Genomic DNA, 23763 nt, shown 5'->3' on the forward strand with positions numbered 1-23763 from the left:
GGCACGAACGCGGCGGCGACCAGCCCCAGCGCCGTGAAGAGCAGCGGCCAGCGGAACCGCGTCAGCGCCGCGTCGTCCGCGTTCGCCGACCGCTTCGCCGCGGCGCTGACGCGGTTCCGCTGGCCGCTGCTCTTCACGGCGCTGGGGCTGGTCGCCGCCGCGTTCGTGCCCGCGAATCGGTTGGAGTTGGAGCGCTCGATCGAGTCGCTCTACGCCGACGACGATCCCCGCCTCGCCGCGTTCAGCCGCAGCCGCGAATACTTCGGCGGAGACGAGTTCGTCGTCGTCGCCTGGGATCAGCCCGACCCGACCGCCCCCGAAAACCTCGACCAGATCGAGGCGTTCGCCTACGCCCTGTCGGACGTTCCCGGCGTAAACCCGGACAGCACCCAGGATCTTTCCAGGGTGCTGCGTCCGCCGGGCGTGAATTTCCTGCTTCGCCGGCTGATTCCGCTGTGGGAATCGGAGCTGCTCGAACTGTCGGAGGGGGCGATCATCAGCTCGGATCGCCGCACCGTCGCCGTCGTCCTGCGTCTGGAAGCGGAAACTCCCGGCCAACCGGTCGCCGGACCGGGATCGCGGGCGGAGACGTTCCAAACCATCCGCGACCTCGCGGCGGCCCACGATCCGCCGGCCTTCGTCGCCGGGGAGCCGATCCAGATTCATGACGCCTTCGAGGCGGTCGAGTCCGACGGGCGGATCCTCTTCTACGTTTCGCTGGCCTTGCTGGGCGGCGTTCTGCTGGCGTTATTGCGGAGCGGACGTTGGGTGTTGATCCCGCTGGCGGTGGTGCTGGCGGCGATTCTCTGGACGCGGGCGAGCCTGTATTTATCGGGGCTGCGATTGAGCATGGTGTCCAGCATGTTGAATTCGCTGGTTTGCATTGTGGGCGTGGCGACGGTCATGCACGTCGCCTTGCGATTTCGCGAGCTGCGACAGCTGGGCGGCGGATCGGGGAGCGAGGTCGCGCCCATCAATGCGATGCGGCAAACGCTGTCCCAGTTGGCGGCGCCGATCTTCTGGAGCTGCGCCACGACCGCCGTGGGCTTCTTGTCGCTGTTGGCCGCGGAACTCACGCCGGTCCGCAGCTTCGGTTTGATGATGGGGCTGGGGGCCGGCGCCGTGCTGCTGGCGACATACTCGCTGACGCCGGGCCTGTCGCTCGCCGGCGGCTTCGACAGCACGCCCCGCGGCGTCCCCGGCGAGGGAGCGCTCGGCGGGCTGCTGGGCTGGGGGCCGGACGCGATCCTGAGACAAAAAGTTCCGATCGCCGTCGCGACCGTGCTGCTCACGGCCTTCAGCATTCTCGGCGTGCTGCGACTGGAGATCGAGACGGACTTTTCCAAGAACTTCAAAGCGGACAGCGAGATCGCCCGCGGCTTGGACTATATCGAGGAACGACTCGGCGGCGCCGGCTCCTGGGAGATCAACTTGCCCGCCCCCGGTCCCGAAGAAGGGCTTCAACAGGAATATCTCGATCGAATTCGCGTGCTCACGGCCGACCTTCGGAACCTCGAGATCGACGGTCGCCCGGCCGTGACGAAGGTCGTCTCCCTCACGGACACGCTGGACACCCTCCCGCTGGTCGGCTCCACCGTTCGGGAGCGTCTGGATCAACTTAAAGACTTCGCCCCGGAGGTCGAACCGAGCCTCTATAACCCGGGCGAGCCGGGGCGGGGCGAGGGCCGTATGCGGATCGTGCTCCGCAGTCTCGAGCGGCAGTCGTCCGAGCGAAAACGAGCCATGATCGAACGGGCCGAGGCGCTCGCCCGCGAGCGCTTCCCGGAGGGCGACGCCTCCGCCGGCGGTCCCGCGGAAACGACGGGGATGTTCGTCATGCTGACCTATCTCATCGAAAGCCTATTGCGGGATCAGTTGGTGAGTTTCTGCTGGGCGAGCGTCGGCCTGTTCGGCATGATGTGGCTGGCGTTTCGTAGCCTCAAACTCGCCGCGGCGAGCATGCTGCCCAACCTGCTGCCGATCGGTCTGGTGCTGGGCGGATTGGGCTGGGCCGGATTGCCGGTGAATATCGGCACCGCGATGATCGCCAGCGTCTCGGTCGGCCTGACGGTCGACGGGAACGTACATTATATCGCGGCCTATCTCCGACAACGCCGACTGGGCAAGAGTCGCCGGGAAGCGTTGACCGTCGCCCATCGATCGGTGGGTCGGGCGATGACGTTCGCCGTGCTGGCCCTCGCCTGCGGCTTCGCGGCGTTAACCCTCAGCCAATTCGTGCCCCTGATTTATTTCGGAGCGCTGGTCAGCCTGGCGATGGTCGGCGGCCTGATCGGCGACCTCGTCCTGCTGCCGTTGATGATCGGTTGGAAAGCGGATTGAAATGCCCGGCCGGCACCTGGCGATCGGCGACATCCACGGATGCCTCACGGCGTTCGAGACGCTGCTGGCGCTCGTCGCTCCGCAGCCGGGCGACGTGGTCGTCGCGCTGGGCGACTACGTCGATCGCGGGCCGAACTCCCGCGGCGTACTGGATCGACTGATCCGCTTCGAGCAAGACGTTCCGGGCGTCTCGCTCGTCTCCCTGCGGGGCAATCACGAGATCATGCTGTGCGACGCCCGCGACGGCGTCGCGGAGCGACGGCGATGGCTGGACTGCGGCGGCGATGCCACGCTCGGGTCGTATGCTCCGCTGGGGCAGGGGGCATCGATCGATCATATTCCGGTCGATCATTGGACGTTTTTGGACGAGTGGCTGTCCGCCTACCACGAGACCGACGACCACATCTTCGTCCACGCCAATCTGTACCCCGACGTGCCGCTCGAGGAGCAGCCGGATTTCATGCTATATTGGGAGCTTTGGGAGGAAGCTCCGCCGCCGCACGAGAGCGGGAAGCGGATGATCTGCGGACATACCCGACAGCGATCCGGCCTGCCGAGGGTCACGCCGTACGCGGTTTGCATCGACACCGGCGCCTGCCGCGACGGTTGGCTGACCTGCCTCTGCGCGGAGACCGGGGAGCTTTGGCAGGCGAACGAACGGGGCGAAACCCGCACGCTGTGGCTCGACGAGGTCTAAACTGGGCCCATGCCCTTTCCCCTCAAACTCTGGTTCGTTCACCCGGACGCCGACGCCTGCGAGGCGCTCCGCGAACGGTTCGCGTGGTGTGCCGACGCGACGGTTCATCACTCTCGGTTCGAAGACCTTCCGCCGCACGATTGTTTCGTCACGGCCGCGAACTCGTACGGACATATGACCGCGGGCATCGATGCCGCGGTGGTCGGCTTTCACGGCGAGGAGTTGATGACGCGGGTGCAGCATCGCATCCTCGACGAATACCTCGGCGAGCAGCCGGTCGGGACGGCCTTTCTGATCGAGACGCACACGCCGAATTATCCGTGGGTCTGCCACACCCCCACGATGCGGGTTCCGGGGAGTATCGACCGAACGGACAAGGTCTACACCGCGACCTGGGCGGCTTTGCTGGCGATCTATCGTCACAACGCCGCCGCGGGACCGGACGGCGATCGAATCAAAACCGTGGCGTTCCCCCTGATGGGAGCAGGGTTCGGCGGGGTGGCGGCGACGGAGTCCGCCCGGCAGATGGCCGTAGCCTGTCGCTACTATTTCGAACCATCCCACCGACTGAACTGGGATGCGGTCGTCGAACGGCACAAAGCGATCGTGTACGACGACGGCAAGCCGATGATGTAGCGCCGACTGCGTTTATCAGAAACCCGTCGTGGCGAATGCCAGCCCGACGGGAACGAAGCACGGCCGACGCTTGCGCGTCGGGCTGGTAGAACCGCTACGCAAAAGAGATGAACGCTCTAATCGTCGGGGTAGTCGACCCGTACGAGATATAACCCCTGCGGCGGGGCCGTGGGGCCGGCGAGAGTCCGGTCGCGGCTTTCGATCAGGGTGCGCAAGTCGTCGGGCGGGCGTTTCCCCATGCCCACCTCCGCCAGCGTGCCGGCGATTGTGCGGACCATATTATAGAGGAATCCGTCGCCGGTCACTTCCAGGAACAGGAAGGGGCCGCCGGGTTCGCTGGCTCGTTCCTCCCCCGGAACCGGGCTCCACGCCGGCCACGTCGGGGAGCGGGTCAGGGTGAGTCGATGAACGGTGCGGATCGTATCCGGGCGGGGCGAACCGGCGGACTGGAAGCAGGCGAAGTCATGCGTACCGACGATCTGAGCCGCGGCCTGCCGCATCGCGTCGTCGTTCAGGTCGTTCCCGCGGGCGTCCGGTCGGACCCGCCACGCAAACCGTCGGGCGAGGGGATTGGGTTCGCGGTCGTTCAGGAAAACGTATCGATACGTCTTGGATACGGCGTCCCGGGTGCTGTGGAAGTGCGGGGGCACGTCGCGGCCCTCCCACACCGTCACGTCTGGCGGGAGGTGCGGCCGCAGGGCCGGGCCAAGTCGATCGGCGGGCGCCGGGGTGTGCGTCCGGAAGTGGCAGGTCTGGCCGAGCGCATGCACGCCGGCGTCCGTCCGGCCGGCGGCGACCACGGTGCGGCGCTCGCCGGTCAGTCGATAGATCGCCTCCTGCAGTTCGCCCTGCACGGTCCGCGTCCCCGGCTGGACCTGCCAACCGAAGAAGTCCGTGCCGTCGTAACTCACCCGCAATCGCACCGTGCGGCCCTGCGGATGGGGAGCGGAACCGTGCGGATCGTCGGCGGGAGTCCCCAAGTGGGCCGTCTCGTTCGTCACTCGAACGCCGACGGCTGCACGGTCACGTCGCCGAGATCGACGGCGCCGGTCTCCGGCACGGTGACGGTCAGCGTGGCGCCGTCCCAACCGGCGGGGGCGTCGCCGGACAGTTCGTCGCTCTTCAGGAAGCCGGTTCGTTCCTGCCAAACGCGGAACGACCATTCGCCCGGGGGCAGGCCGCTGATCGAGAAGCGCCCGTCCGCCCCGGTCACGGCCATATAGGGGTGATCCTGCACGAACAGATGGGCCTTCATCCACGGGTGGATCGGACAGGTCACCGGCGACGGGAGCAGTTCCGGTTTCTCCAACGTCTTGACGACCGGCGCGCCGCCGGCCGGGACGCTTTCGTTGAAGGGGATATTGCGGTTGAGGAAGGCCGTCGCCTGATGGGCGATCGGGTCGGAGTTCGTCACCTTCAACTCCTGCCCGGTCCGCAGCAGCACGATGTGCGGCTCAAACCGGCACTCGTCGTTATCCAGCGTCACGGCTTCGGTCGACGGGGGGACCTCCGCCGGCGCCCGACCGCTGGAACGAACGTCCAGCCAGATCACCACGTTCGCCAAACCCCCGTCCTCCGCGACCAGCAACGTATCGTCGGTCAGTTTGTGGGGACCGCAGACGGCCTGGTCTTTGTTCACCTCGACCAGTTCGGGCGTCGGCGCCGGGCCCCCGTAGAGCAGTCGACCGGTCAGCGAAGCGCCCGCGGGCGCTTCGTCCGCAGCGACGGCCTGGGGAACGCACGGGATCGCGACGAAGGCCAACGCGAGACCGAAAAGCGACGTATCAAATCGAGACATTCAGGCTGTTTTCAGTGAACCGCAGGTCGAAACGGCGGTTAAGGAGGGGGGTACCGCACTGTAGACTGTTCCCCGACCACGTTCCCCCCCCGCTGTGCGCCGCGTTCCACTCTTCGCAGAGACGATATGATTTCCACTCCCGCCCGTCGTTCGCTCGCCGGCGTCGCTCTGCTGGGAGCGGCCTCCGTCATCGCCGTTCCCCTGCTCGCCGGCGCCGCTCCGCAGCCCGCACCCGCCCCGCCCGCCATGGCCGACATTGATCCCGCCGACATTCCGCCCCTGGATCAACTCACCGACGAGCAAGCCGCGAAGATCGACTGGAAGTCGCTGACCGACGCGCAATGGAAGGCCCGCATGACGCCCCTGCAGTACAAGGTGATGCGGGAAGAAGGCACGGAGCGGTCCGGCACCGGTCAGGACGCCCCCGGCAAGAAGAAAGGCGTCTACGATTGCGCCGCGTGCGGCCTGCCGCTGTACGACGCGGAGACCAAGTTCCAAAGCGGCACCGGCTGGCCGAGCTTTTATGCGCCGATCGGCGGCGTGAAGGATTCCAAGAACGTCGGCACCAAGATCGATAAGAGCTGGTTCTCGACCCGCACCGAAGTGCACTGCAACCGCTGCGGCGGCCACTTGGGGCATGTCTTCGAGGACGGTCCCAGACCGACCGGCCTGCGGTATTGCATGAACTCCGTTAGCCTGAAATTCGATCCGGCGGAGGAGAATAAAAGCGAGGCGAAGAACGATTAGTTCCTGCTGAGCCATCGTCGGAATCAAGCGCCCCGGACGCGACGAGCGTCCGGGGCGTTTTGCGTTATTGGAACGCTCAGTCGACGATCAGACCTCGGCCTGCGCTTTCTCCCAGCGAGAATTGTCGGGCTCCGGAGCGCCGCAGCCGATCAGGCCGAACGTCGCGAGAGACACGCACAGTAGGGGAACGACCGCTGAGAGACGGAACATCACGGCATCCGGAATGAAGCGGGATCAGGGTTTAGCGTCCCCGCCCCCAATCCGGGACGCAATGCCAAAGCGGATCTGCCGAAGCCTCTACAACGCGCGGCGGAGGGGGAGAATCGCTCCCGACAAAAACCTTCAGTCGTTCATCCCCTTCAACGTCGCCAGCACTTCTTGCACGTTGGAGCGCCCGCCGTGGGTCTTGCTGACTTTTGCGAACGTCACCTTGCGATCCGAATCGATCACGAACGTGCTGGGGTAGGCCGTTTCACGAGGGGCGTCCCACCGCAGTTGATAAGCGTTAGTGAACTTGTAACCGGGATCCATCAGGAACGTGAACCCCTCGGGCAGCTTCATCCCCTCGGAGAACTCTTCGGCGAAGGTTTGCAGATTCTCCGCTTCACCGGGGTAGATCATCACCACGCGGGCGCCGGCTTTCTCGAAGGCGTCGGCTTCCCGCAAAAAGGCGCCTACCTGACGGGTGCAGGCGGGGCATTGGTATTCGGGATAGCCCCGCAGCACCATGAGCACGACCGGCCCGTCGGCGGCGACCTTCGACAGCGTGACCGGCTTCTCCTTGCCCAACTCCGGCAAGGTGAAGTCCGGCACGGTCTGGCCTACCGTCGGCGGCGCCTTCAGCGGGGCTTCTTCGTGATGATCGAGCGGGCCGAGCGTGAGCGCAGCGGCCAACAACGGAGCGAACGACATGGGAACCTGTGGGAACGGGGAACGCGGGAACGTTCCACCCTAGACGCCCGACGAGCCGAACCCCAATGGGTTCAGTCGCCCTCTTCTTCGGACTCCCGGGCCAGCAACTGCTCGACGGCCTCGGGATCGTCCCCCAGCTCATGCAGCAGACGATCCGGGGTCAGCGGCTCCGTGATTGCGTATTTGCCCTGGCTCCACCGCAGCAGATCCACGTTGCGGCAACGTTCGGAGCAAAACGGAAACGCCCGATCCGCCGCGCTGGTTCCCTCCGGGCGGACGTCCGGCGGGATCGTCGCGTCACAGATCGGGCAGGTGCGGGGAGCGATCATGTTCAGCCTTAAAACGACGGGGATCTCTACGGAGCGGTCAGTCGGACTTCGACGCCTTCGCGTCGCCGCCCTTGCTGCCGCCGTCGGACTTCTTCTCCGCCTTCGGCTCGGAGGACTTTTTATCGGCGCTGGCGCCCTTTTTATAGTTCTCGCTGCGGTAGTCCGTCTGATAGAAGCCGGATCCCTTGAACAAAATTCCGGCGCCGGCACCGATGATCCGTTCGGCTTTTTTCTTGCCGCACCCCGGGCATTTTTGCGTCGGATCCGCGGTGATGGGCTGGAACTCCTCCCAGCGGTGGTCGCAACCGCGACACTTATAATCGTAGGTGGGCATGCGGGCGAAGGGCGGAGAGCGAGCCTGGCGTGACGCGGGGATGCGGGGAGCGGGCGGGAGTTTAGTCGCTCGGGGCGGTGGCGACGATCACGTGGCTGGGTCGCACCACGCGGTCGCCGGCGGCGTAGCCCCGCTGGGCTTCCTGAATCACGGTGCCCGGCGGGTGATCGAGGCTCGGCGCCTGGGCCAGCGCTTCGTGTCGGTTCGGATCGAACATCTCGCCCACGGCGGGGATGGGACTGATGCCCTGATCGTTCAACGCCTTCTCCAGCGACTTCAAGACCGCGGCGACGCCGCCCACGAGGTCGTCCGCGAGTCGCTCCGCATCGGCGCCGGCTTCGCGACTGGCTTTCGCCGCGTCCACGGCCCGACGTAGATCGTCCAACCCGGGCAGCAAAGCCTTGGCGAGCGGCACGGCGGCGTACTTCCGCCCTTCGGACTGGTCGCGGACCGAACGCTTCCGCACGTTCTCCGTCTCGGCTTGCGCACGGAGGAGCTTCTCACGCAGCTCGTCCCGCTCCGCGGCGGCCGCTTCGTATTGCTCACGGGAGAGTTCCGGCTCCGGCTCGCCGGCCCCGTCGCCGGGGGGTTCCGCCAGCTCTTCCATCGGGCCGGGTTCGTTCGGCTGCGGTGCGTCCTCCGGGGTGGAGTCGGCGGGGTAATATTCCTGACTCGCTCCCGCGTTCTCGGCGGGATCTGGGGCGTCGGTCGGCGTGGACATCGCGGGGAGAATGAAGTGGAGGATCGTTGAGTGAGCCGAACGGCGTCGCGGCGGCGGGCGATAAACCCGCGACCGCGATTAATCGTCATCCAGCGAGAAATACATTTTCAGCTTCTTCAACCAGCCCGCCCGGTGCGGGGTGACGTGGGCGTTCTCGTGGTCGGCGAGGCGTCGCAGCAGCTCTTCGTGCTCCTCGGAGAGTTCCTTGGGCACTTCTAACTTCAGCTTGACGAACAGGTCGCCGCCGCGACCGCCGTGCGGATCGGGCAGGCCTCGGCCGCGGAGCTTGAAAACGCGGTCCGGCTGGGTGCCGGGCGGGACGGTGACGGTTTCGCGGCCGGGTTCCTCGTCCAGTTCCGAGGCCAGTGCCGGGACTTCGAGATCCGAACCGAGCGCCAGTTGCGTGTAAGAGATCGGCACCTCGCAGGCGAGATGCGACCCCTCGCGTTGGAACAGCGGATGCGGTTTGACGGTGAGGTCGACGTACAGGTCGCCCGGCGGGCCGGCGCCGACGCCGGGGACCACGGAGCCGGGTTCGCCCTCGCCGCGGAGGGCGAGTTGCATGCCGTTGTCGACGCCCGCCGGCACGTCGACCGACAGCGTGACGCGTTCGGGAATCGTGCCTTCCCCGTCGCACTCCCCACAGGGGGAAGTGATGACCGTGCCGGCTCCCTCGCAGCGGGGACAGGCGGTCTGGACGCGGAAGAACCCTTGGCTTTGCAGCACGCGACCGGCGCCGCCGCACAGGCCGCAGGAGTCCGGCGTGGTTCCCGGCTCGGCCCCGCTGCCGTCGCAGGTCGGGCAGAGCTTATGCCGATCGAGCGGCACCTCTTTCGTCACGCCGACGGCGGCCTCCGGCAGGGTGACGGTGAGGGAGGTCCGCAGATGACGGCCTTTTCGCGGCCGTCCGCCGCGTCCCCCGCGACCGCCGGCCCCGCCGAACAGTCCGAAGCCCTCGAACAGGTCGCCGAACGTCTCGAAGACGTCGCCGGCGTCCCGGAACCCGCCGCGCCCGCCGGCCCCGTTGACGCCGGCGTGACCGAACCGGTCGTAGCGCTCCCGCTTTTGCGAATCGGAGAGCACTTCAAACGCCTCGGCCGCCTCTTTGAAGCGTTCGGTCGCTTCGGGACTGGGGTCGCGGTCCGGGTGATACTTGACCGCCAGCTTGCGATAAGCCTTCTTCACCACGGTCCCGTCGGCGTCACGTGAGACGCCGAGCACCTCGTAATAGTCCCGCTGGGTCGGCATCCGGGTCGGGTGGGGAGAAGCAGAACGGTGGGCGGGCGACGTGCCGGGATGGCAGTCGAGTCTACCGTGCATCTTTCGTGCCGACGCCCCCCCTCGCCGAAATCCCGGGCGGGGCGTGATCCGGCGAGCCGTTCGTTAACCGGTCCGGCCGATCGCCTCTCGCCCAATTTCCGGTCCCGCGACCGGCGCCTCGACGTCCTCCTCGGCAGCGATTGCGGCCCGGATGAGCTCCGCCACGCTCCGAACGCCCAGCTTGCGCATCGCGGAGCCGCGGTGCTTCTCCACGGTCCGCTCCGTGATCCCGAGATCCTTGGCGATCACCTTGTTGGTCACGCCGGTGGTCACCACGCTCAGCACCTGTCGCTCGCGGGGGGTCAGTTTGGCCAATTGGGCGGCCGCCTCTTCCCGTTCGATGCGGCGGTTCCGGGCAGCGAGTTCGACGCTGACGTCCCGCCCCACGCTCTGGAACTCCAGCACCTCACGGGGGGCGCCCGGCGCCCCGGGATCGGGCGGGGCGAACAGGGCGCGATTCGTCCACTCTTCCCACCGGGTGGTCCCGCCCGGGCCAGGCAGGGGGAGCAACGCTTGAACGCTGGGGTTCTCCGGCGTGACGGCTGCCAACTGGCTCCGCGCCCATTGTTCGGCCTCCCGGGACAGATGGTCGTAGATCGTCATCTTCCCGACGACCTTCTCCGCCCCGCCGCCTTTCGCCTCCAGAAACGCGCGATTTGCATAGGTGATCAAGCCGTCGTGCGGGCGGAACCGGTTGACCATCTCCGACAAATCGTCCAGCACGTTGCGGTGGCGCCGTTCGCTTTCGGCAAGGCAGGTTTCGGCCTCGAACCGCTCCGTCACGTCGCGTCCCACGGACTGCACCTCCGTGAGGATCCCTGCGCGGTCGAAGAACCCGCGAAACACCCATTCGAGTTGCCGCAGCGCCCCGTCGTGGCGCCGGCCCGCCATCACCAACCTCGCCAGCGAATTCTCCGGCGTGAACCCTCGTTTCACGCGGTCGACCTCCCGACAGGTCTCGCTATCCCAAATGGTGCGGAGCGTTCGGTTCTCGGCCCCGTCGCTCAAGCCGAAGAACCGGCAGCAAGTCCGGTTGGCAAATGTGAACGTGCCGTCCGGGGTCCAGCGGCAGACCAACTCCGGGCTGTCTTCCACCAGGGAGCGATACCGCGCCTCCGTGCGAGCGAGCGCTTCCCGGGCGGCGCGGCGCTCGGACACGTCCCGCCCGACGGACTGATACTCCCGAATATGCCGTTCGCCGTTCGCGTCGACATCGAAAAGAGCTCGCACGATCCAATAGACCCAGACCTCCTTTCCGTCGGGGGTGGGCACCAGGTTCTCAATATGGACCACCATATTTTCCGAGGACAACATCCGCATCGTGCCGCAGATCCGGTCCAGATCTTCCGGCCGAACTAGGTCTCGGCCTGGCTGTCCGATAAGCTCCTCGGGGCTGCCGACGCCGACCAAACGCGCGTACGCCGGATTACAGAACGTGATGCGGCAATCCGAATTGGTGCGGACGATAAACTCCGTTTGATCCTCCGTGACGGCCCGATAGCGGGCCTCGGAGCGGCGCGTTTCATCCTCGGCCGCCTGCCGATCGCTGGTATCGAGCGCTACGCCGAACAGACTTTCGAGCCCGCAGACGTTTAAAAAGTTCAGGTGAAATTGAACCGGATACAGGGCGCCGTCCGGCCGCTTCAACCGCGCAGCGTGCCCGACCGACGTCTTCGATCGCAATTCATCAAACGCCTCCTGTTTTGAGCCGTGCGGCCAGTCGACGTCGATTTCCGCAATCTTCGTCCCGATCAAAGCCTCGACGGAGCGACCGCAGAATCGAGCGAACGCGGCGTTCGTCCGATTGATGAGCAGGTTCTCATCAAGCCAAAACACCCCGCAGCCTGAATCCTGCAGGGCGGTGGAGAGGGAAAAGGCGTCCGGGGGGGGGCCGCCGGACGCCGAACCGGAATGGGAATCGGGTCGTTGCGCAAAATCCATAGTTGTCGCTCCACAACTGGCAAGTGGGACGACCGTACAACGTTCAAGGCGTTGAGTGCCACTAAGATTGGGATAGACGGATGTGAATTGGGTCGCTTTCCAGGGCGGCCCTCGATAAAGCGGACTGAACAGGGGTCGGCGGACCCGGTCTTGCCCTTCGCGGCCCGGGCGATCTAGCGTCTTCCCCGCTGCCCGCCGTGTCCGCACTCCGCCCGTCATGCCGTACCGCCCCGACCGGCGCGACCGCCCCGCCCGCCCGCGATGGGGTTCTGCTCGCCCCGCCACCTCGCTGGCTCTGTCCGGTGCGACGCTGTTCGGCTGTCTGTTCGCTCCGGGCTGCGCGGCGGTCCGCCAGAAATGGGACGCCGCGGTCGCGACGGACGTCGACAACCCCGCCGTCCCCAGGAAGCCGATCCGCGTCCCCGGGGCCGTCGTCGCCGACGATCCCGGCCCGCTCGGCGAGCGGCCGGTCGTTCAACTTGCCGATGCCGTCGACCCGACCAGCGACGTCCGCGTCGCCGGCATGGACACGGAGGCCATCGCCTCCGCACGGCCGCCGCACTTCGACGACGAGGACGTCGTCGCCTCGGTCAACGGCGAACCGTTGCTGGCCGGCGATCTGCTGCAGTTTGAAGTTGAGTTGAACGCCGCCCGAGACCGGATCGCCTCCGCCCCGGACATGGCTGACGCGGTCCCCGGCGGCCCCCCCGGCCTCACCGCGGCTCAGCGAGCCGCGCTGAACGCCCAAATCGACCAGGCCCGCCTGCAGATCCTCGCGGAGCGTCTCCCCGCCAAAATCGAGGAGGCGTTGCTCGCCCAGCAGATGCGGCGGACGTTGCAAGCGGAGCAGTTGGAGAAGCTGAATGACGCGGTCGAGACGCTGTTCGACCAGTCGGAACTCCCCGAGATGCTGCGAAAGGCCAACGTGCAGGCTGCCGCCGCCGGCCGTCCGCCGATCGAATCGAAAGCCCAGCTGCGACGGCTGATGGCCGAGCAGGGTCTGGATCTCGACGCCGTCGTCGCCGCTTGGAAGCCGCAGCAGATGGCGATGGCCTACGTCGAGCAGAAGACCGGCATGGCGTCCATTCGGATCTCCCGGCAGGAGGTGACGGACTATTACGACGCCCACCGCGAGGACTTCACCCCGCCGAAGGCCGCCCGCTGGGAACAGATCGAGATTCCGTACGCGGACGACGTCGCCAAGGAAGCGGCGCTGGACGTGTTGGAACTCGCTGCGGCCGATCTGCGCCGCGGAAAGTCCTTCGCGGAGGTGGCGAAAAGCTACAGCCGCGGGCCGAAGGCGGCCGAGGGCGGTCGCTGGGACTGGACCGCCCCCGATGCGTTGACGGATAAAACGCTCGCCGCGGCGGTTTGGGAGCAGCCGATCGGCGTGATCGGCTCGGCGTTGGACTGTCCGCTCTCGCCGGACGGGTTCCCGCCGGGCGGGGCGTATCACATCGTCCAGGTGTTGGAACGTCGGGGCGACGCCCCGCCGCCGCTGGATGAGCTGAGGGACCAGATCGAAGCCAAGATCAAGTCGGAGCGTCGCCAACGGAACGTCGCGGATCTCCTCGCTCAGGAACGGGCCGCGGCTCAGATCGAGGTCTACGTCCCCGGGACGAAGTGGCCGCCGGAGAATTGACCGCCCCGCGGGGTCACGCCCGCGGCTCGGCGTCCCGGTCGCGTCCGCCTCGTTCGCGGCGTTTGCCCTCCTGATAGAGGGCTTCCATCTCCGCCAGCGAGACCTCGCCCAGCTCCCGCTCGCCTGATTCCCGTTCGCTCAGGCGGTCCTCGATGTAGCGGACCCGGTCGGCGAACTTTCGGTTCGATCGCAGCAGGGCCTGCTCCGGATCGAGTCCCCAGCGACGGGCGATGTTCGCCATCACGAACAAGACGTCCCCCAGTTCGGCTTCCGCCCGATCGCGGCGGGCCGGGTCGGCGATCGGCTCGTCCGGAATCACCGGCGCGTCGATCCCTGCGGGGACCGCGTCGGGGGCGTCTGCGTCGAACAATTCGCGGGAGAGCTCGGCCAGTTCCTCGGTCAATTTGTCGAACTGCATCCGCCGGTCGGGGAAGTCGTAGCCGACGGCGGCGGCCCGGCCGGACAGCTTCTTCGCCGCCGCCAACGCGGGGAGCGAGGCGGGGATGCCGTCGAACACGCTGCGTCTCGCCGGCGGATCGTCGCCGCCTCGCTCCGCCCGTTTCGCCTCGGCCCAGATGGCGCGGACGTCGGTCTCGCCGTCCGCGGACGCGTCCCCGAACACATGCGGGTGCCGGCGGACCAGCTTCGCCCGCAGCGTGTCGGCCACCTCGGTGAGCGTGAACAGCCCGTCGTCCGCGGCGATCTGGGCGTCGAGCAGCACCTGTAGCAGCAGATCGCCCAATTCGTCCCGTACCGCAGCCGCCTTGGCGCCATGGTCCGGGTCGTCCGGGGACGCGGCGGCGAGGGCGTCGATCGCTTCGAACAGCTCGTGGGCTTCCTCCAGCGTGTGCGGCTTGATGCTGGAGAGCGTCTGCGCCCGATCCCACGGACAGCCGTCGGGACCGCGAAGCTTCGCCACCACCTCCGCGACCGCGCGCATCGCCGATTCGAGTTCCGGCCCGGGCGGAACGCCGGGCGTCGGACCGTTCGGCGCCCGACTGTGCGTGGCGGAATCGTCAGACGACACGGGCGAAGCGATCGGCTCTTGGGGAAGGAGGGTCGAAGGAAGCGGCGAGCGGGAGCATACTGTCGCCCCGTGCTGCCCCGCGCCACCCCCGTACCGCTCGACGACGACCCGCCCAACGGGGCGGTCGTGTTCGTCACCGACTTCGGCACGACCGATACCTACGCCGCCCAGATGGTCGGGGCGTTGATGCGGGTCGATCCTCGCGCCCGCGTCGCGGCGGAGCATCACGCCGTCCCGCCGCAGGACGTGCCCGCGGGATCGGAGGCGCTGGCGGAACTGGTCGCCGCGTTCCCGGCGGGCGTGACGTTCGTCGCCGTCGTGGATCCGGGCGTCGGCTCCGACCGGCCGATCCTCGCCGCCCGGGCCGGCGGCATGTTCTTCGTCGCCCCGGACAACGGCCTGCTCGCGCCGTTCTTCAGCGCCGACCCCTCCGCGGAGATCGTGCAGCTTTCCCAAGGCGAATCGCGGTCGCGGACCTTCCACGGCCGCGACCTGATGGCCCCCGCGGCCGGTCGCCTGACCCGGGGGGAACCGCTGCGAGCGTTGGGCGAACCCGTTGCCGAGTGGGCGCCGCTCGAGCGCCCCGGACCGGAGTCGCAAGCAGACGGAACCATCGTGGGGCGGGTCGTGCGGTCGGATCGGTTCGGCAATCTGCTCACGAACGTCTCCCGCCGAGCCTGCCCGGCCCCCGCGAGCGTTCGCATCGCCGACCGTGCGGTTCCCGTCGGCGCCACCTATGCAGACGTCCCGGTCGGCGGACTCGTGGCGCTGATCGGCTCGAACGATCGCTGGGAGATCGCCGTCCGCAACGGCAGCGCCGCGGCCCTCCTTTACACCGACGGCGGGGGCGCTGGCGTCGACGCCCCCGTTACGTTCACCTCCTAAGCCGTTCGCTGCCGTGCCCCCCGGACTCTTGATCACCGGCACCGATACGGACGTCGGCAAGACCTACGTCACGGCGAAACTCGCGGAGCGTCTGCGGGGCGGGGGAAGCTCCGTGGGCGTCTATAAACCGGCGTGCAGCGGAGCGGAGGTCTTTCATGGCGAACCCGTTTGGGCCGACATCGAGGCGCTGCGGTCCGCGGCGGATCTGACGACGGCGGACGACGATCGAATCTGTCCGCAGCGGTTCCTCGCCCCCCTCGCCCCGCCGATCGCCGCCGCCCGGGAGAGACGAACGGTCGATCGAGATTTATTAACCGAAGGCGCCCGGCGCTGGGCGGATCGGTGCGATCATCTATTGGTCGAAGGGGCCGGCGGTCTGCTCTGCCCGCTGGCGGAGGACGTCACCGTTCTCGATGTGGCCGCGGACCTGGGTTACCCGCTGTTGATCGTGGCGCGGGCGGGGCTGGGGACTGTCAATCACACGTTATTAACCATCGCCGTCGCGAAGGCCCGCAGCGTTCCCGTGGCGGGCGTGGTGTTGAACGAGACGAACGCTCGCGAACCGGAAGCGGCGACGAACGCCGCGATGATCGAACGGTTCGGCGAGACGACCGTTCTGGGCGTGATCCCTCCGGGTGGTGAGCTGCCCGCAAACATCGACTGGGAAACGCTTGTCCGTCGTCCTCTTCAAGAGGACGGCTAACGACTTGATTACTTAATTAAGGTGAAACAGGTCGCCCACGCCGACGCTCTCCCCGCTGCCCAGCGGTTCGGCGTGCGTGACGTGGGTCGCCCAGCCCCAGTAGCGGGCGCGGGTTTCAATATCGTCGAACAGCGTCGGAAACGCCGTCGCGCGGCCGGTCGTCAATTGGCTTTCATAACAGCGAATCGCCGCGAGCTTTTGTTCCAGGTGCCCCGTGATGTCGACGCAGAAGGACGGCGTGGGGATCTCGCGGAGGTGCACGCTCCAGAAGTGATAGAGCTTCGGCGGAAGGAACGGCTCGCCGGGCAGTCCGCCGCGCTCCGACCACGGCTGACCGGCGAGGTCGGTTTTCGTGAGTTTCGCCCAGAAGCGGGCGTCCGCGGTGAGGCGCGCCGCACGGACGTGATCCGGGTGCGTATCGGTCGGAGCGTGGCCCAGCACGATGTCCGGCCGGGTCAGGCGGAACACCGTCGCGAGCGCGGCGCGGGCGGCGTGATCGTCTTCCAGATGCCGATTCTTCAAACCTAAGTTATGCCGCCAGGTGAGGCCCAGCGCCTCCGAGGCCGCGGCGGTCTCGCGCGCACGGGTTTCCGGGTCGCCGTGCGGCGTGGGTTCGCCGTCGGTCAGATCGACCACGCCCACCGCCTTGCCCGCGGCGAGGTGCTTCAAAATCGTGCCCCCGACGCTCAACTCCGCGTCGTCCGGGTGAGCGGCGACGACCAACAGGTCGAGCTTGGGAACGTCGGAGGATGGCGGGGCGTCGGCGGGCATGCCGGCAGTGTAGGAGGGAGCGGTCTGGACCGCCGCGCCCGATCTGAACTACCTCCCCGCGATTCGCCGCCGCGCAGGTCGTCTTCGGGTCCGTCCATGTCCAGATCCCCCCATCGCACCGCCTGGCTCGGAGCCGCGTCGATCTGCGTCGCCTCCTGCCTCGGCTCGGTCGGCTGCGCCGTTTCGGATATGGCGGAAGAGGCGTGGTTTCAGACGAAACGAACGCTCACCCCCAGTTCCGAAGGCTACCTCGATCCGACGGAGAACGTCGCCGACGACTGGGGCGAAGTTCGGGAGTTCGGGCGTCCCGACCAGGAACTGGTCGAGGACGATCCCGACTGGTATCGCAAGTACTTCATGAGCGCCAAGGCCCGCGACATCGAAGGCAACCTCGGGTACGACTGAGCCGGGCGGTCCCTCGCAGACGGGCGAGAAGCGGCTTCAAGACCAGCCCGGCGCGCAAGCGTCGGCTGTGAGTCGTCCGCGTCTGACGTTCGACGCACACGCTTAACCGGGCCGACGGCCGATGTTTGCGCATCGGGCTGATACCGACCTTGGAAGCAAGCTTCTAATTCGCTGGAGCGAACGCTTCCCGCATCAAGCGGGCCTGCTCCAGCTTGTGCGCCTTGTCCGAACCGGTCGCCGGGCTGGCGGAGGCGGGACGGGCGACCCAGGAGAGCGGGAAACGGCCGAACAGGTCGTTGCAGCCCACCGTGGCCAGCACGTAGCGCCACGCGCCCATGTTCTCCGGTTCTTCCTGCACCCAAACCGTCGGCGTGCCGTCGGCGTAGTCCGCGGTGGCGGCTTTCAATTCCGCCGCGGGCCACGGATAGAGTTGCTCAACCCGCAAGATCGCGACGTCCGCCGCATCGCGTTCGTCCCGGGCGGCGGCGAGGTCGTAATAGACCTTTCCGCTGCACAGCAGAACTTTCTTCACCTCGGCCGGGTCCGCGGTCGCGTCGGGGATGACGTTTTGGAAGCCGCCGTTCGCCAGATCCGATAGGTCGCTGACCGCCGCCGGTAGGCGGAGCAGGCTCTTGGGCGTCATCACGATGAGCGGTTTGCGCCACCGCCGCAGCGCCTGCCGGCGGAACATATGGAAGCATTGCGCCGGGGTCGTGGGATAGCAGACCTGAATATTCGATTCCGCCGCCGCGACGAGGAATCGCTCCAGACGAGCGCTGCTATGTTCCGGCCCCTGCCCCTCGTAACCGTGGGGCAGCAGCATGACGAGACCGCTGAGGCGATTCCATTTATCTTCGCCGCTGGTGATAAACTGGTCGATCACCACCTGGGCGGCGTTGACGAAGTCGCCGAACTGCGCCTCCCAGACGATCAGCCCCTCCGGCGTATCGACGCTGTAGCCGTATTCAAAACCCAATACGCCCGCTTCGGAGAGCGGACTGTTATGGATCTCGACCCGCTGCTGCGTGTCCGAGAGGTGTTGCAGGGAGAGGAATTCCTCGCCGGTTTCGCTGTCGTGCAGGACGGCGTGCCGATGGCTGAAGGTGCCGCGTTCCGCGTCCTGCCCGGTCATCCGCATCGGCAGCGGGCCGATCGGGTGCCCGTCCGGTCCGGCGCCGTCCGGGCCGGCTCCGGTCACCAGCGTGGCGAACGCCAGCGCCTCGCCGGCGCTCCAGTCGAGCGGCTTCTTGCCCGCGGCCATCTCCGCGCGCTGGGCGAGGAACCGACGTTGAAGCGTGCGATGCGGCTTGAAATCCTCCGGCAGATCGCTGAGCTTCCGCAGTAACTCCTGCAACGTCTCCGCCGGAACCGCGGTCTCCACGTGGTCCGCCTTGGCGCCGCCGTGATACCCGTCCCAGACGCCTTCGAGCGACGCCTGTTCTTCCAGGCGAGGCTTTTCCTTGGCGAGAGTTAATTCCGCCTCCAACCGCACCCGGGAATGCTCCGCAATCTCCTCCGCGTCTTCCGCGGTGACGTCGTTGCGTTCCAACAACCGAGACAAATACCCCGCCCGCACGCCGTCGCGGGCGCGGATCAGGGAATACATCGCCGGCTGGGTGAAGGCCGGCTCGTCCTGCTCGTTGTGGCCCCGCTTCCGGTAGCACAGCAGGTCGATCACCACGTCCTTTTTATTCTCGCGGCGGAAGTCCAGCGCGAGTTTGACCACCTGCGCGACCGCCTCCGGGTCTTCGCCGTTGACGTGGAAAATTGGGATTTGCAGCATCTTGGCGACGTCGGTCGCGTAGGTGCTGCTGCGGCCCTGTTCGCTGGTCGTGGTGAACCCGATCTGATTATTCACGACGACGTGCACCGTCCCGCCCACGGCGTAGCCGGGCAGCTCGGAGAGGTTCAACGTCTCTTGCACGACGCCCTCGCCGGCGAACGCGGCGTCGCCGTGGATCAGCAGGGTCATCCCGCGTTCCCCGCCGGTCCCGGGACCTTCGCCGGTCGGATCGTGGGTATCCCCGACGCGATCCATCTTCGCCCGGCAGCGGCCCTGGGCAATGGGATTAATAAATTCGAGGTGCGACGGGTTGAAGCAGAGCGACAGATGCACGCTCTTATCGCCTCGAACCTCGTAGCTCCCGCTATAGCCGAGGTGATATTTCACGTCCCATTCGCCCATGTGGCTTTCGGGGTCGTCGTCGTCGAATTCACGAAAAATCTCCCGCGGCGGCTTGCCGAGGATGTTCGTGAGGACGTTCAACCGCCCGCGATGGGCCATGCCCAGCACGATTTCCCGCACGCCGTAACGGCCGGCCCGCGAAATCATCAGGTCCAAGAGCGGGATTAACGTCTCGCCGCCCTCCAGGCTGAACGTCTTCTTTCCGGGGAAGTTCGTGAGGAGAAATTCCTCGAACACCGTCGCGTCGGTCAGCTTGCGGAGAATGCGAAGCTGCGTGTCTTTTTCGAGGCGGAGATAGTTGCCGGTCCCCTCCATCCGATCCTGCAACCACCGACGGACGCGGAGCGAATCGATGTGCATATATTGCACGCCGATGCTGCGGCAGTAGGTGTTTCGCAGCCAGGAAATAATCTGGCGAAGCGTCCGGCGCTCGGGGCCGCCGAACGAACTGGTGCTGAACTTGCGATCGAGATCCGCCTCGGTGAAACCGTAAAACGCCGGGTCGAGTTCCTCCGGCATCTCGTGATGACGGCCCAACGGGTCGATCGCCGCGGCGATATGCCCGCGGACCCGATGGTTGCGGATCAGCATGTCCACCGACTCCTGCAGCGCGGCGGTGTCCAGATCGCCCTCGGGGACGTCCGCCCCGACCCGGGCGTGCGGCGCCGCCCCGTTCGCCGCGGTGCCTGCCGCCGGCCGAAACACCGACCGACGCGGAAACGGCGAGCCGGCCGCCGGCGCATCCCCGGCGCCGCCCTCAACGGTCTGTTGCTCGAAATAGGCTCGCCAATCCGGCGAGACGCTCTGCGGGTCGTCGGAGTAGCTCTGCCAGACCTGCTCCAGAAACGGCAGGTTCGCGCCGTCCGGCAGGCCGTCGTCCAGCGCCTCGCCGGCGGCGGTTCCGCCGGAGCGAACCGGAGCGTCGGAGCGGCCGTTCGAGGACTTCGAAGAGGAGGAGGTGACGAAAGCGGGGGCGGACATCCCGGGCGGTGGTGAGTCGGGAGCGGCGAGACGCCCGGCGAGACGGCGGGAGCCGGACGACGATCCCGGGCGCAGCGGGGTCGCGTCGGCGGGGCGTGTGGGAGGCTGGATTCGAAGCTTACCCGACTCGCCCCGCGGTCGGCACCGCGAAGGGACGGTTCCTTCCCCCGGCCGTCGTTTCCCGGCGACGCCCCGGTTCGTGTAGGCTGGCCGTTCCCCACAATCGTCCGACCCGGGCGCAACACTCCGACCCAGTGACTGACCTGATGGACAAGGCCGAGATCCGTTCCGAAGCCTTCCGCCGTCGCAAGGCCCAAGCGGATAAAGACGAGGTCAGCGCCCGGATCTTCGATCGCGTGTTCGACCTGCCGGAGTACCAGCAGGCTCGCATCGTGCTGTTTTACGTCGACGCCCGCAGCGAGGTTCGCACCAAGGCCGCGCTGCCCAAAGCGTTGGCGGACGGCAAAACCGTGCTGGTCCCGTGGTGCAACGAGGACGGCCGGCTCGAACTGTTTCGGCTGACGGACATGAGCGAGCTGGAACTCGGCATGTACGACATCCTCGAACCGGCGCCGCGGCTACGCCGTCGGCCGGATCGTGTCGCTTTGGGGGCCGATCTGGACTTCGCCCTGGTCCCCGGCGTCGCGTTCGACGATCGCGGCGGCCGCGTCGGCCACGGCAAGGGGTACTACGACAAGTTGCTGGAAGGCGTGCGGTCGGACTGCCCGCTAGTGGCGCCGGTGTTCGAGTGCCAGTTATTCGATGAAGTCCCGACCGACGCCCACGACGTCTTCATGGATTTCCTCGTGACGGAAGACCGCATCCTCGAAGGATTCGGCCGCGGCGCCTGAGGCCAGTCAAACCGAGCGAAGTTCCTCGGGTTCGCGCATCGCTTGCGGATTCGCGGCGCCCGAGAACTCTCGGACGCCGCGAAACCGCAAGCGTTTTTCGAAGGGGCAACCCGAAAACCGGCCCTCAGCGGATGGTTTGATCAGCTCTTCGGACCGTCGGGGATCGCCGCCGGCGCCGCGGGGCCGAACTTCTTCGGAGAGTCCGGGGCGTAGGCCAGCACCTGGCCGGTCCGCCACGACTCGTTCGCCAACGAGCACGCGGTGATGCCGTAGACGCCGAGTTCGATCGGACATTTCAGCGCGACGGAGGAGTCGCGGAGGTGTTCGTGAAGGTTGGAGTGGTGCAGGGTGATATCCTCGCTGCCGCTGGCGACGTGTTCTTCCAGCACCTTGCCGTCCTTGTCCTCGACGACCCAGCCGGTCGGGCCGCCCACGCCGCCTTCGCCGCGGAAGGTCAGGGTGCCGCGATAGCCGCGGATCTGGTGGGGGATTTCGACCCGGTTGCTCTGCGTGCCGAGGCAGTAGACCGTCATCCCTTCCGGAGCGCCGAGCGCTTCCGGGTAGGTGAGCATCATCTCGAAGTTGTCCGGCATATCGCGGCCGTCGGGCCACTGGAAGATGCCGCCCATGCCGACGGCGCGGGTGGGGAATTTCAGCCCGCAGGCGACCAGAATCCGGGTCAGTCGGTGGATGAACAGATCGGTCGCCACGCCGCCGGAGTACGGGCTGTGGCAACGCCATTCAAAGTAGTGATGCGGGTTCCAGGGGATCGCGGGGGCGTCGCCCAACCAGGCGTTCCAGTCGAGGTCGTCCGGCTTGGGCTTGTCGGAGGTCAGGCCAGGAACGCGCCACGGTCCCTGCTCCCCGTAGCGGCGGACGTAGGAGATCTGAGCCTGAACGACCAGGCCCAGCACGCCGCGTTCGATCGCGTCCGCGGCGGCGGTGTACGAATCGCGGGAGGTGCCCTGCACGCCGACCTGCACCGGCAGCCCGGTCTCCTGTTGCACGGCGTGCACCGCCGCGGCTTCGGCGGCGGTGTGGGTCAGCGGTTTCTCGCAGTACGCCGCCTTCCCCGCCCGCAGGGCGGCGGTCAGCATCGGGGCGTGCTGGTGTTCCGGAGAGGCGATCGTGACGTAATCCACGTCGTCGTCGTCGAGGATCGCCCGGTAATCGACTTCCGCCTTCACCGGCAGGTTCTTCTCCCCGCCGAGCGTCTTGGCGCCCTCTTCCGCCCGCGTCTTCCAGCAGTCCGCGACCGAGATCGGCTGGAGGTTGTCCGGCTCCGTCAGTTGGGCGAGGGAACGCAGGTGGCCGCTGCCCATCCCGCCGGCGCCGATCAAGGCGACGCCCAGGCGATCGTTCGCCCCGCGGATGCGGGCGTAACTGCGGGCCGGGAAAGCCGTCGCGGCAACCCCGGCGGCGGAAGCGGCGAGGAAGGTGCGGCGGTTGGTCGAGGCGGGAATCGTCACGGCGATCGATCGAAGAGGAGGGAACGCGCTAACATAAACGCACGCCGACCCGTGCGTCACGCAACGCCGGACGCCGTCGGCGGAGCCTCGCCCCTCCCCCTCGCTTCCTGCGCCAAGGCCATGGTGGACTTCGAGTACCTCATTGCCGGGATGAACGCCCTCGCCCGGGCGCATCGCGCGGGATCAATGTCCGGCCATCTCGGAGCGGCCGTCGCGGCCGGTTACTTCATCGGGGAACGATGTCCCGATGCCGACCCCGCCGTCGTCGAGGGGATCGAAGCGGAGTTGAATGCCGTCCGACGCGGCGAATCGGTGTTCAGCCCGCCGGCGAACGGTGCAATTAGTGTCGCGGAGATGTTCGCTCCATTTCCGAAAGAAGCGGCGGACGAGACGGCGATCGCAACCCTCGCGGAGGCGCTGGCAAGGAACATCGATCGCCCGCGGCAGTCCGGGCACAACGTGATCTTCGCCTCGATCGCCGTCCGCGGACTGACGGACCACCCCGATCTGGCCACGCCGGCCCGTGTCGACGGACTACGAAAGCTGATCGCCAAGTTCGACGGCGTCACCCCCGGCAACGGGGACTACGGCCCGAACCGCGGCCGCATCGATGGACGCAAGGTGACGTTGTCCGACGACGACGGCGTCGCCCCGTATCAAGATCTGACCGACATGGCGACGCGGATTCTGACCGAACTGGTCGACCATGCCGCCGAGCGTCGCATCGGCTTCGGCGGGCTGTGGCACGTCGTGAATCACGCCGCGGCGTTAGTCGAACTGGCCCAGTACGGCTTTCCGGACCTCGCCGCCGCCGGGCTGCCCGCTCACCGGGAACATCTGCGGCTGTGGAAAACGCTGCCGGATCTCACCGCATCGCGTGGCGCCGAGGCGCCGACCGCTCATGACCCACGCACCGCCGTGTTCTGGACGGACGGCGATCCCCGGCGGGAGGGCGCCCGGCTGACGCATCGCGTCAAGACGCTGTACGGCTATGACGAACTCGCCGCCCTGGTCGACGATGCCGCACTGAAGGAGCGAGCGAACCGCGCCCTGCGGTACCTCATGTGAT

General features: G+C 67.2%; 23 protein-coding genes. 10 read left to right on the plus strand and 13 right to left on the minus strand.

Features of this window, described 5'->3' with window-relative positions; genetic code table 11:
- The 3 genes from LzC2_RS08790 to LzC2_RS08800 all read left to right on the plus strand — a co-directional run.
- The coding region (locus tag LzC2_RS08790) for an efflux RND transporter permease subunit (RefSeq protein WP_171185946.1) at positions 1–2340 on the plus strand (2340 nt) is incomplete at its 5' end.
- Between the two features lies 1 nt (position 2341).
- Entirely contained in the window at positions 2342–3037 is a 696-nt protein-coding gene (locus LzC2_RS08795; RefSeq protein ID WP_171185948.1) for a metallophosphoesterase family protein, read from the plus strand.
- 9 nt (positions 3038–3046) lie between these two features.
- A complete protein-coding gene (locus tag LzC2_RS08800; RefSeq protein WP_171185951.1) occupies positions 3047–3673 on the plus strand; it encodes a macro domain-containing protein in 627 nt (208 codons plus the stop codon).
- Positions 3674–3789: 116 nt separating this feature from the next.
- Here the strand turns inward: LzC2_RS08800 and truA are convergent, their stop codons facing one another.
- The gene (gene truA, locus LzC2_RS08805; RefSeq protein ID WP_206678628.1) at positions 3790–4653 is read right to left on the minus strand and encodes a tRNA pseudouridine(38-40) synthase TruA; all 864 of its coding nucleotides are present in this window, start codon (positions 4651–4653) and stop codon (positions 3790–3792) included.
- Positions 4654–4670: 17 nt separating this feature from the next.
- Entirely contained in the window at positions 4671–5471 is an 801-nt protein-coding gene (locus LzC2_RS21805) for a carboxypeptidase regulatory-like domain-containing protein (protein WP_206678629.1), read from the minus strand.
- Positions 5472–5597: 126 nt separating this feature from the next.
- Between LzC2_RS21805 and msrB the strand changes: the two genes are divergently transcribed.
- Positions 5598–6218 (plus strand): peptide-methionine (R)-S-oxide reductase MsrB, encoded by a 621-nt coding sequence (msrB, locus tag LzC2_RS08810; protein ID WP_215907229.1) that lies wholly within the window; start codon positions 5598–5600, stop codon positions 6216–6218.
- Between the two features lie 87 nt (positions 6219–6305).
- On the opposite strand, the gene LzC2_RS22560 is transcribed toward msrB, so the two are convergent.
- The 7 genes from LzC2_RS22560 to LzC2_RS22565 form a co-directional block, all read right to left on the minus strand.
- Positions 6306–6428, minus strand: coding sequence for a hypothetical protein (locus LzC2_RS22560; protein ID WP_261345216.1), 123 nt, complete (start codon positions 6426–6428; stop codon positions 6306–6308).
- Positions 6429–6560: 132 nt separating this feature from the next.
- On the minus strand, positions 6561–7130 hold the full coding sequence (locus tag LzC2_RS08815; RefSeq protein ID WP_171185955.1) for a peroxiredoxin family protein: 570 nt from the start codon (positions 7128–7130) through the stop codon (positions 6561–6563).
- 71 nt (positions 7131–7201) lie between these two features.
- Positions 7202–7459: a DNA gyrase inhibitor YacG gene (locus LzC2_RS08820; protein WP_171185956.1), complete on the minus strand. Its 258-nt coding sequence runs from the start codon at positions 7457–7459 to the stop codon at positions 7202–7204.
- Between the two features lie 37 nt (positions 7460–7496).
- Complete coding sequence (locus tag LzC2_RS08825; RefSeq protein WP_171185958.1) at positions 7497–7793, minus strand: FmdB family zinc ribbon protein; 297 nt, start codon at positions 7791–7793, stop codon at positions 7497–7499.
- A 61-nt stretch (positions 7794–7854) separates the two neighbouring features.
- A complete protein-coding gene (locus LzC2_RS08830) occupies positions 7855–8514 on the minus strand; it encodes a nucleotide exchange factor GrpE (RefSeq protein ID WP_246254874.1) in 660 nt (219 codons plus the stop codon).
- A 78-nt stretch (positions 8515–8592) separates the two neighbouring features.
- Positions 8593–9762, minus strand: coding sequence for a molecular chaperone DnaJ (gene dnaJ / locus LzC2_RS08835; protein ID WP_171185994.1), 1170 nt, complete (start codon positions 9760–9762; stop codon positions 8593–8595).
- Positions 9763–9897: 135 nt separating this feature from the next.
- A complete protein-coding gene (locus LzC2_RS22565; RefSeq protein ID WP_315854594.1) occupies positions 9898–11994 on the minus strand; it encodes a PAS domain S-box protein in 2097 nt (698 codons plus the stop codon).
- On the opposite strand from LzC2_RS22565, the gene LzC2_RS08845 reads away from it, so the two are divergent.
- Positions 11993–13417 carry a peptidyl-prolyl cis-trans isomerase gene (locus LzC2_RS08845; RefSeq protein ID WP_171185962.1) on the plus strand — a complete coding sequence of 475 codons (1425 nt, stop codon included), beginning with the start codon at positions 11993–11995 and terminating at the stop codon, positions 13415–13417. The genes LzC2_RS22565 and LzC2_RS08845 overlap by 2 nt on opposite strands.
- Positions 13418–13430: 13 nt before the next feature.
- Here the strand turns inward: LzC2_RS08845 and mazG are convergent, their stop codons facing one another.
- Positions 13431–14444 carry a nucleoside triphosphate pyrophosphohydrolase gene (mazG, locus tag LzC2_RS08850; RefSeq protein ID WP_315854595.1) on the minus strand — a complete coding sequence of 338 codons (1014 nt, stop codon included), beginning with the start codon at positions 14442–14444 and terminating at the stop codon, positions 13431–13433.
- Between the two features lie 69 nt (positions 14445–14513).
- On the opposite strand from mazG, the gene LzC2_RS08855 reads away from it, so the two are divergent.
- Both LzC2_RS08855 and bioD read left to right on the plus strand, forming a co-directional pair.
- Positions 14514–15329 (plus strand): SAM hydrolase/SAM-dependent halogenase family protein, encoded by an 816-nt coding sequence (locus LzC2_RS08855; RefSeq protein WP_171185964.1) that lies wholly within the window; start codon positions 14514–14516, stop codon positions 15327–15329.
- A gap of 13 nt (positions 15330–15342) precedes the next feature.
- On the plus strand, positions 15343–16032 hold the full coding sequence (bioD, locus tag LzC2_RS08860) for a dethiobiotin synthase (protein ID WP_171185966.1): 690 nt from the start codon (positions 15343–15345) through the stop codon (positions 16030–16032).
- 12 nt (positions 16033–16044) lie between these two features.
- On the opposite strand, the gene bshB1 is transcribed toward bioD, so the two are convergent.
- A complete protein-coding gene (gene bshB1 / locus LzC2_RS08865) occupies positions 16045–16803 on the minus strand; it encodes a bacillithiol biosynthesis deacetylase BshB1 (protein WP_171185968.1) in 759 nt (252 codons plus the stop codon).
- 96 nt (positions 16804–16899) lie between these two features.
- On the opposite strand from bshB1, the gene LzC2_RS08870 reads away from it, so the two are divergent.
- Positions 16900–17208, plus strand: coding sequence for a hypothetical protein (locus LzC2_RS08870; protein ID WP_171185970.1), 309 nt, complete (start codon positions 16900–16902; stop codon positions 17206–17208).
- Positions 17209–17371: 163 nt separating this feature from the next.
- Here the strand turns inward: LzC2_RS08870 and LzC2_RS08875 are convergent, their stop codons facing one another.
- Entirely contained in the window at positions 17372–20374 is a 3003-nt protein-coding gene (locus tag LzC2_RS08875; RefSeq protein WP_171185971.1) for a 2-oxoglutarate dehydrogenase E1 component, read from the minus strand.
- Between the two features lie 254 nt (positions 20375–20628).
- Between LzC2_RS08875 and LzC2_RS08880 the strand changes: the two genes are divergently transcribed.
- The gene (locus tag LzC2_RS08880; RefSeq protein WP_315854596.1) at positions 20629–21225 is read left to right on the plus strand and encodes a 5-formyltetrahydrofolate cyclo-ligase; all 597 of its coding nucleotides are present in this window, start codon (positions 20629–20631) and stop codon (positions 21223–21225) included.
- 140 nt (positions 21226–21365) lie between these two features.
- Here the strand turns inward: LzC2_RS08880 and LzC2_RS08885 are convergent, their stop codons facing one another.
- Positions 21366–22694 (minus strand): Gfo/Idh/MocA family protein, encoded by a 1329-nt coding sequence (locus LzC2_RS08885; protein WP_315854597.1) that lies wholly within the window; start codon positions 22692–22694, stop codon positions 21366–21368.
- 51 nt (positions 22695–22745) lie between these two features.
- Between LzC2_RS08885 and LzC2_RS08890 the strand changes: the two genes are divergently transcribed.
- Positions 22746–23762: a hypothetical protein gene (locus tag LzC2_RS08890; RefSeq protein ID WP_246254875.1), complete on the plus strand. Its 1017-nt coding sequence runs from the start codon at positions 22746–22748 to the stop codon at positions 23760–23762.
- The last annotated feature ends 1 nt before the right edge of the window (position 23763 follow it).

The organism is Alienimonas chondri, from assembly GCF_013036045.1.
GTDB classification, from domain to species: domain Bacteria; phylum Planctomycetota; class Planctomycetia; order Planctomycetales; family Planctomycetaceae; genus Alienimonas; species Alienimonas chondri.

Coding starts and splice junctions, on each gene's coding strand:
- LzC2_RS08825 (WP_171185958.1), bottom strand. CDS start 7,793: ATGCCCACCTACGATTATAAGTGTCGCGGTTGCGACCACCGCTGGGAG.
- msrB (WP_215907229.1), top strand. CDS start 5,598: ATGATTTCCACTCCCGCCCGTCGTTCGCTCGCCGGCGTCGCTCTGCTG.
- LzC2_RS08815 (WP_171185955.1), bottom strand. CDS start 7,130: ATGTCGTTCGCTCCGTTGTTGGCCGCTGCGCTCACGCTCGGCCCGCTC.
- LzC2_RS22560 (WP_261345216.1), bottom strand. CDS start 6,428: ATGTTCCGTCTCTCAGCGGTCGTTCCCCTACTGTGCGTGTCTCTCGCG.
- LzC2_RS08845 (WP_171185962.1), top strand. CDS start 11,993: ATGCCGTACCGCCCCGACCGGCGCGACCGCCCCGCCCGCCCGCGATGG.
- LzC2_RS08875 (WP_171185971.1), bottom strand. CDS start 20,374: ATGTCCGCCCCCGCTTTCGTCACCTCCTCCTCTTCGAAGTCCTCGAAC.
- LzC2_RS08870 (WP_171185970.1), top strand. CDS start 16,900: ATGTCCAGATCCCCCCATCGCACCGCCTGGCTCGGAGCCGCGTCGATC.
- bshB1 (WP_171185968.1), bottom strand. CDS start 16,803: ATGCCCGCCGACGCCCCGCCATCCTCCGACGTTCCCAAGCTCGACCTG.
- LzC2_RS08830 (WP_246254874.1), bottom strand. CDS start 8,514: ATGTCCACGCCGACCGACGCCCCAGATCCCGCCGAGAACGCGGGAGCG.
- dnaJ (WP_171185994.1), bottom strand. CDS start 9,762: ATGCCGACCCAGCGGGACTATTACGAGGTGCTCGGCGTCTCACGTGAC.
- LzC2_RS08795 (WP_171185948.1), top strand. CDS start 2,342: ATGCCCGGCCGGCACCTGGCGATCGGCGACATCCACGGATGCCTCACG.
- LzC2_RS22565 (WP_315854594.1), bottom strand. CDS start 11,994: ATGACGGGCGGAGTGCGGACACGGCGGGCAGCGGGGAAGACGCTAGAT.
- LzC2_RS08820 (WP_171185956.1), bottom strand. CDS start 7,459: ATGATCGCTCCCCGCACCTGCCCGATCTGTGACGCGACGATCCCGCCG.
- LzC2_RS08800 (WP_171185951.1), top strand. CDS start 3,047: ATGCCCTTTCCCCTCAAACTCTGGTTCGTTCACCCGGACGCCGACGCC.
- LzC2_RS21805 (WP_206678629.1), bottom strand. CDS start 5,471: ATGTCTCGATTTGATACGTCGCTTTTCGGTCTCGCGTTGGCCTTCGTC.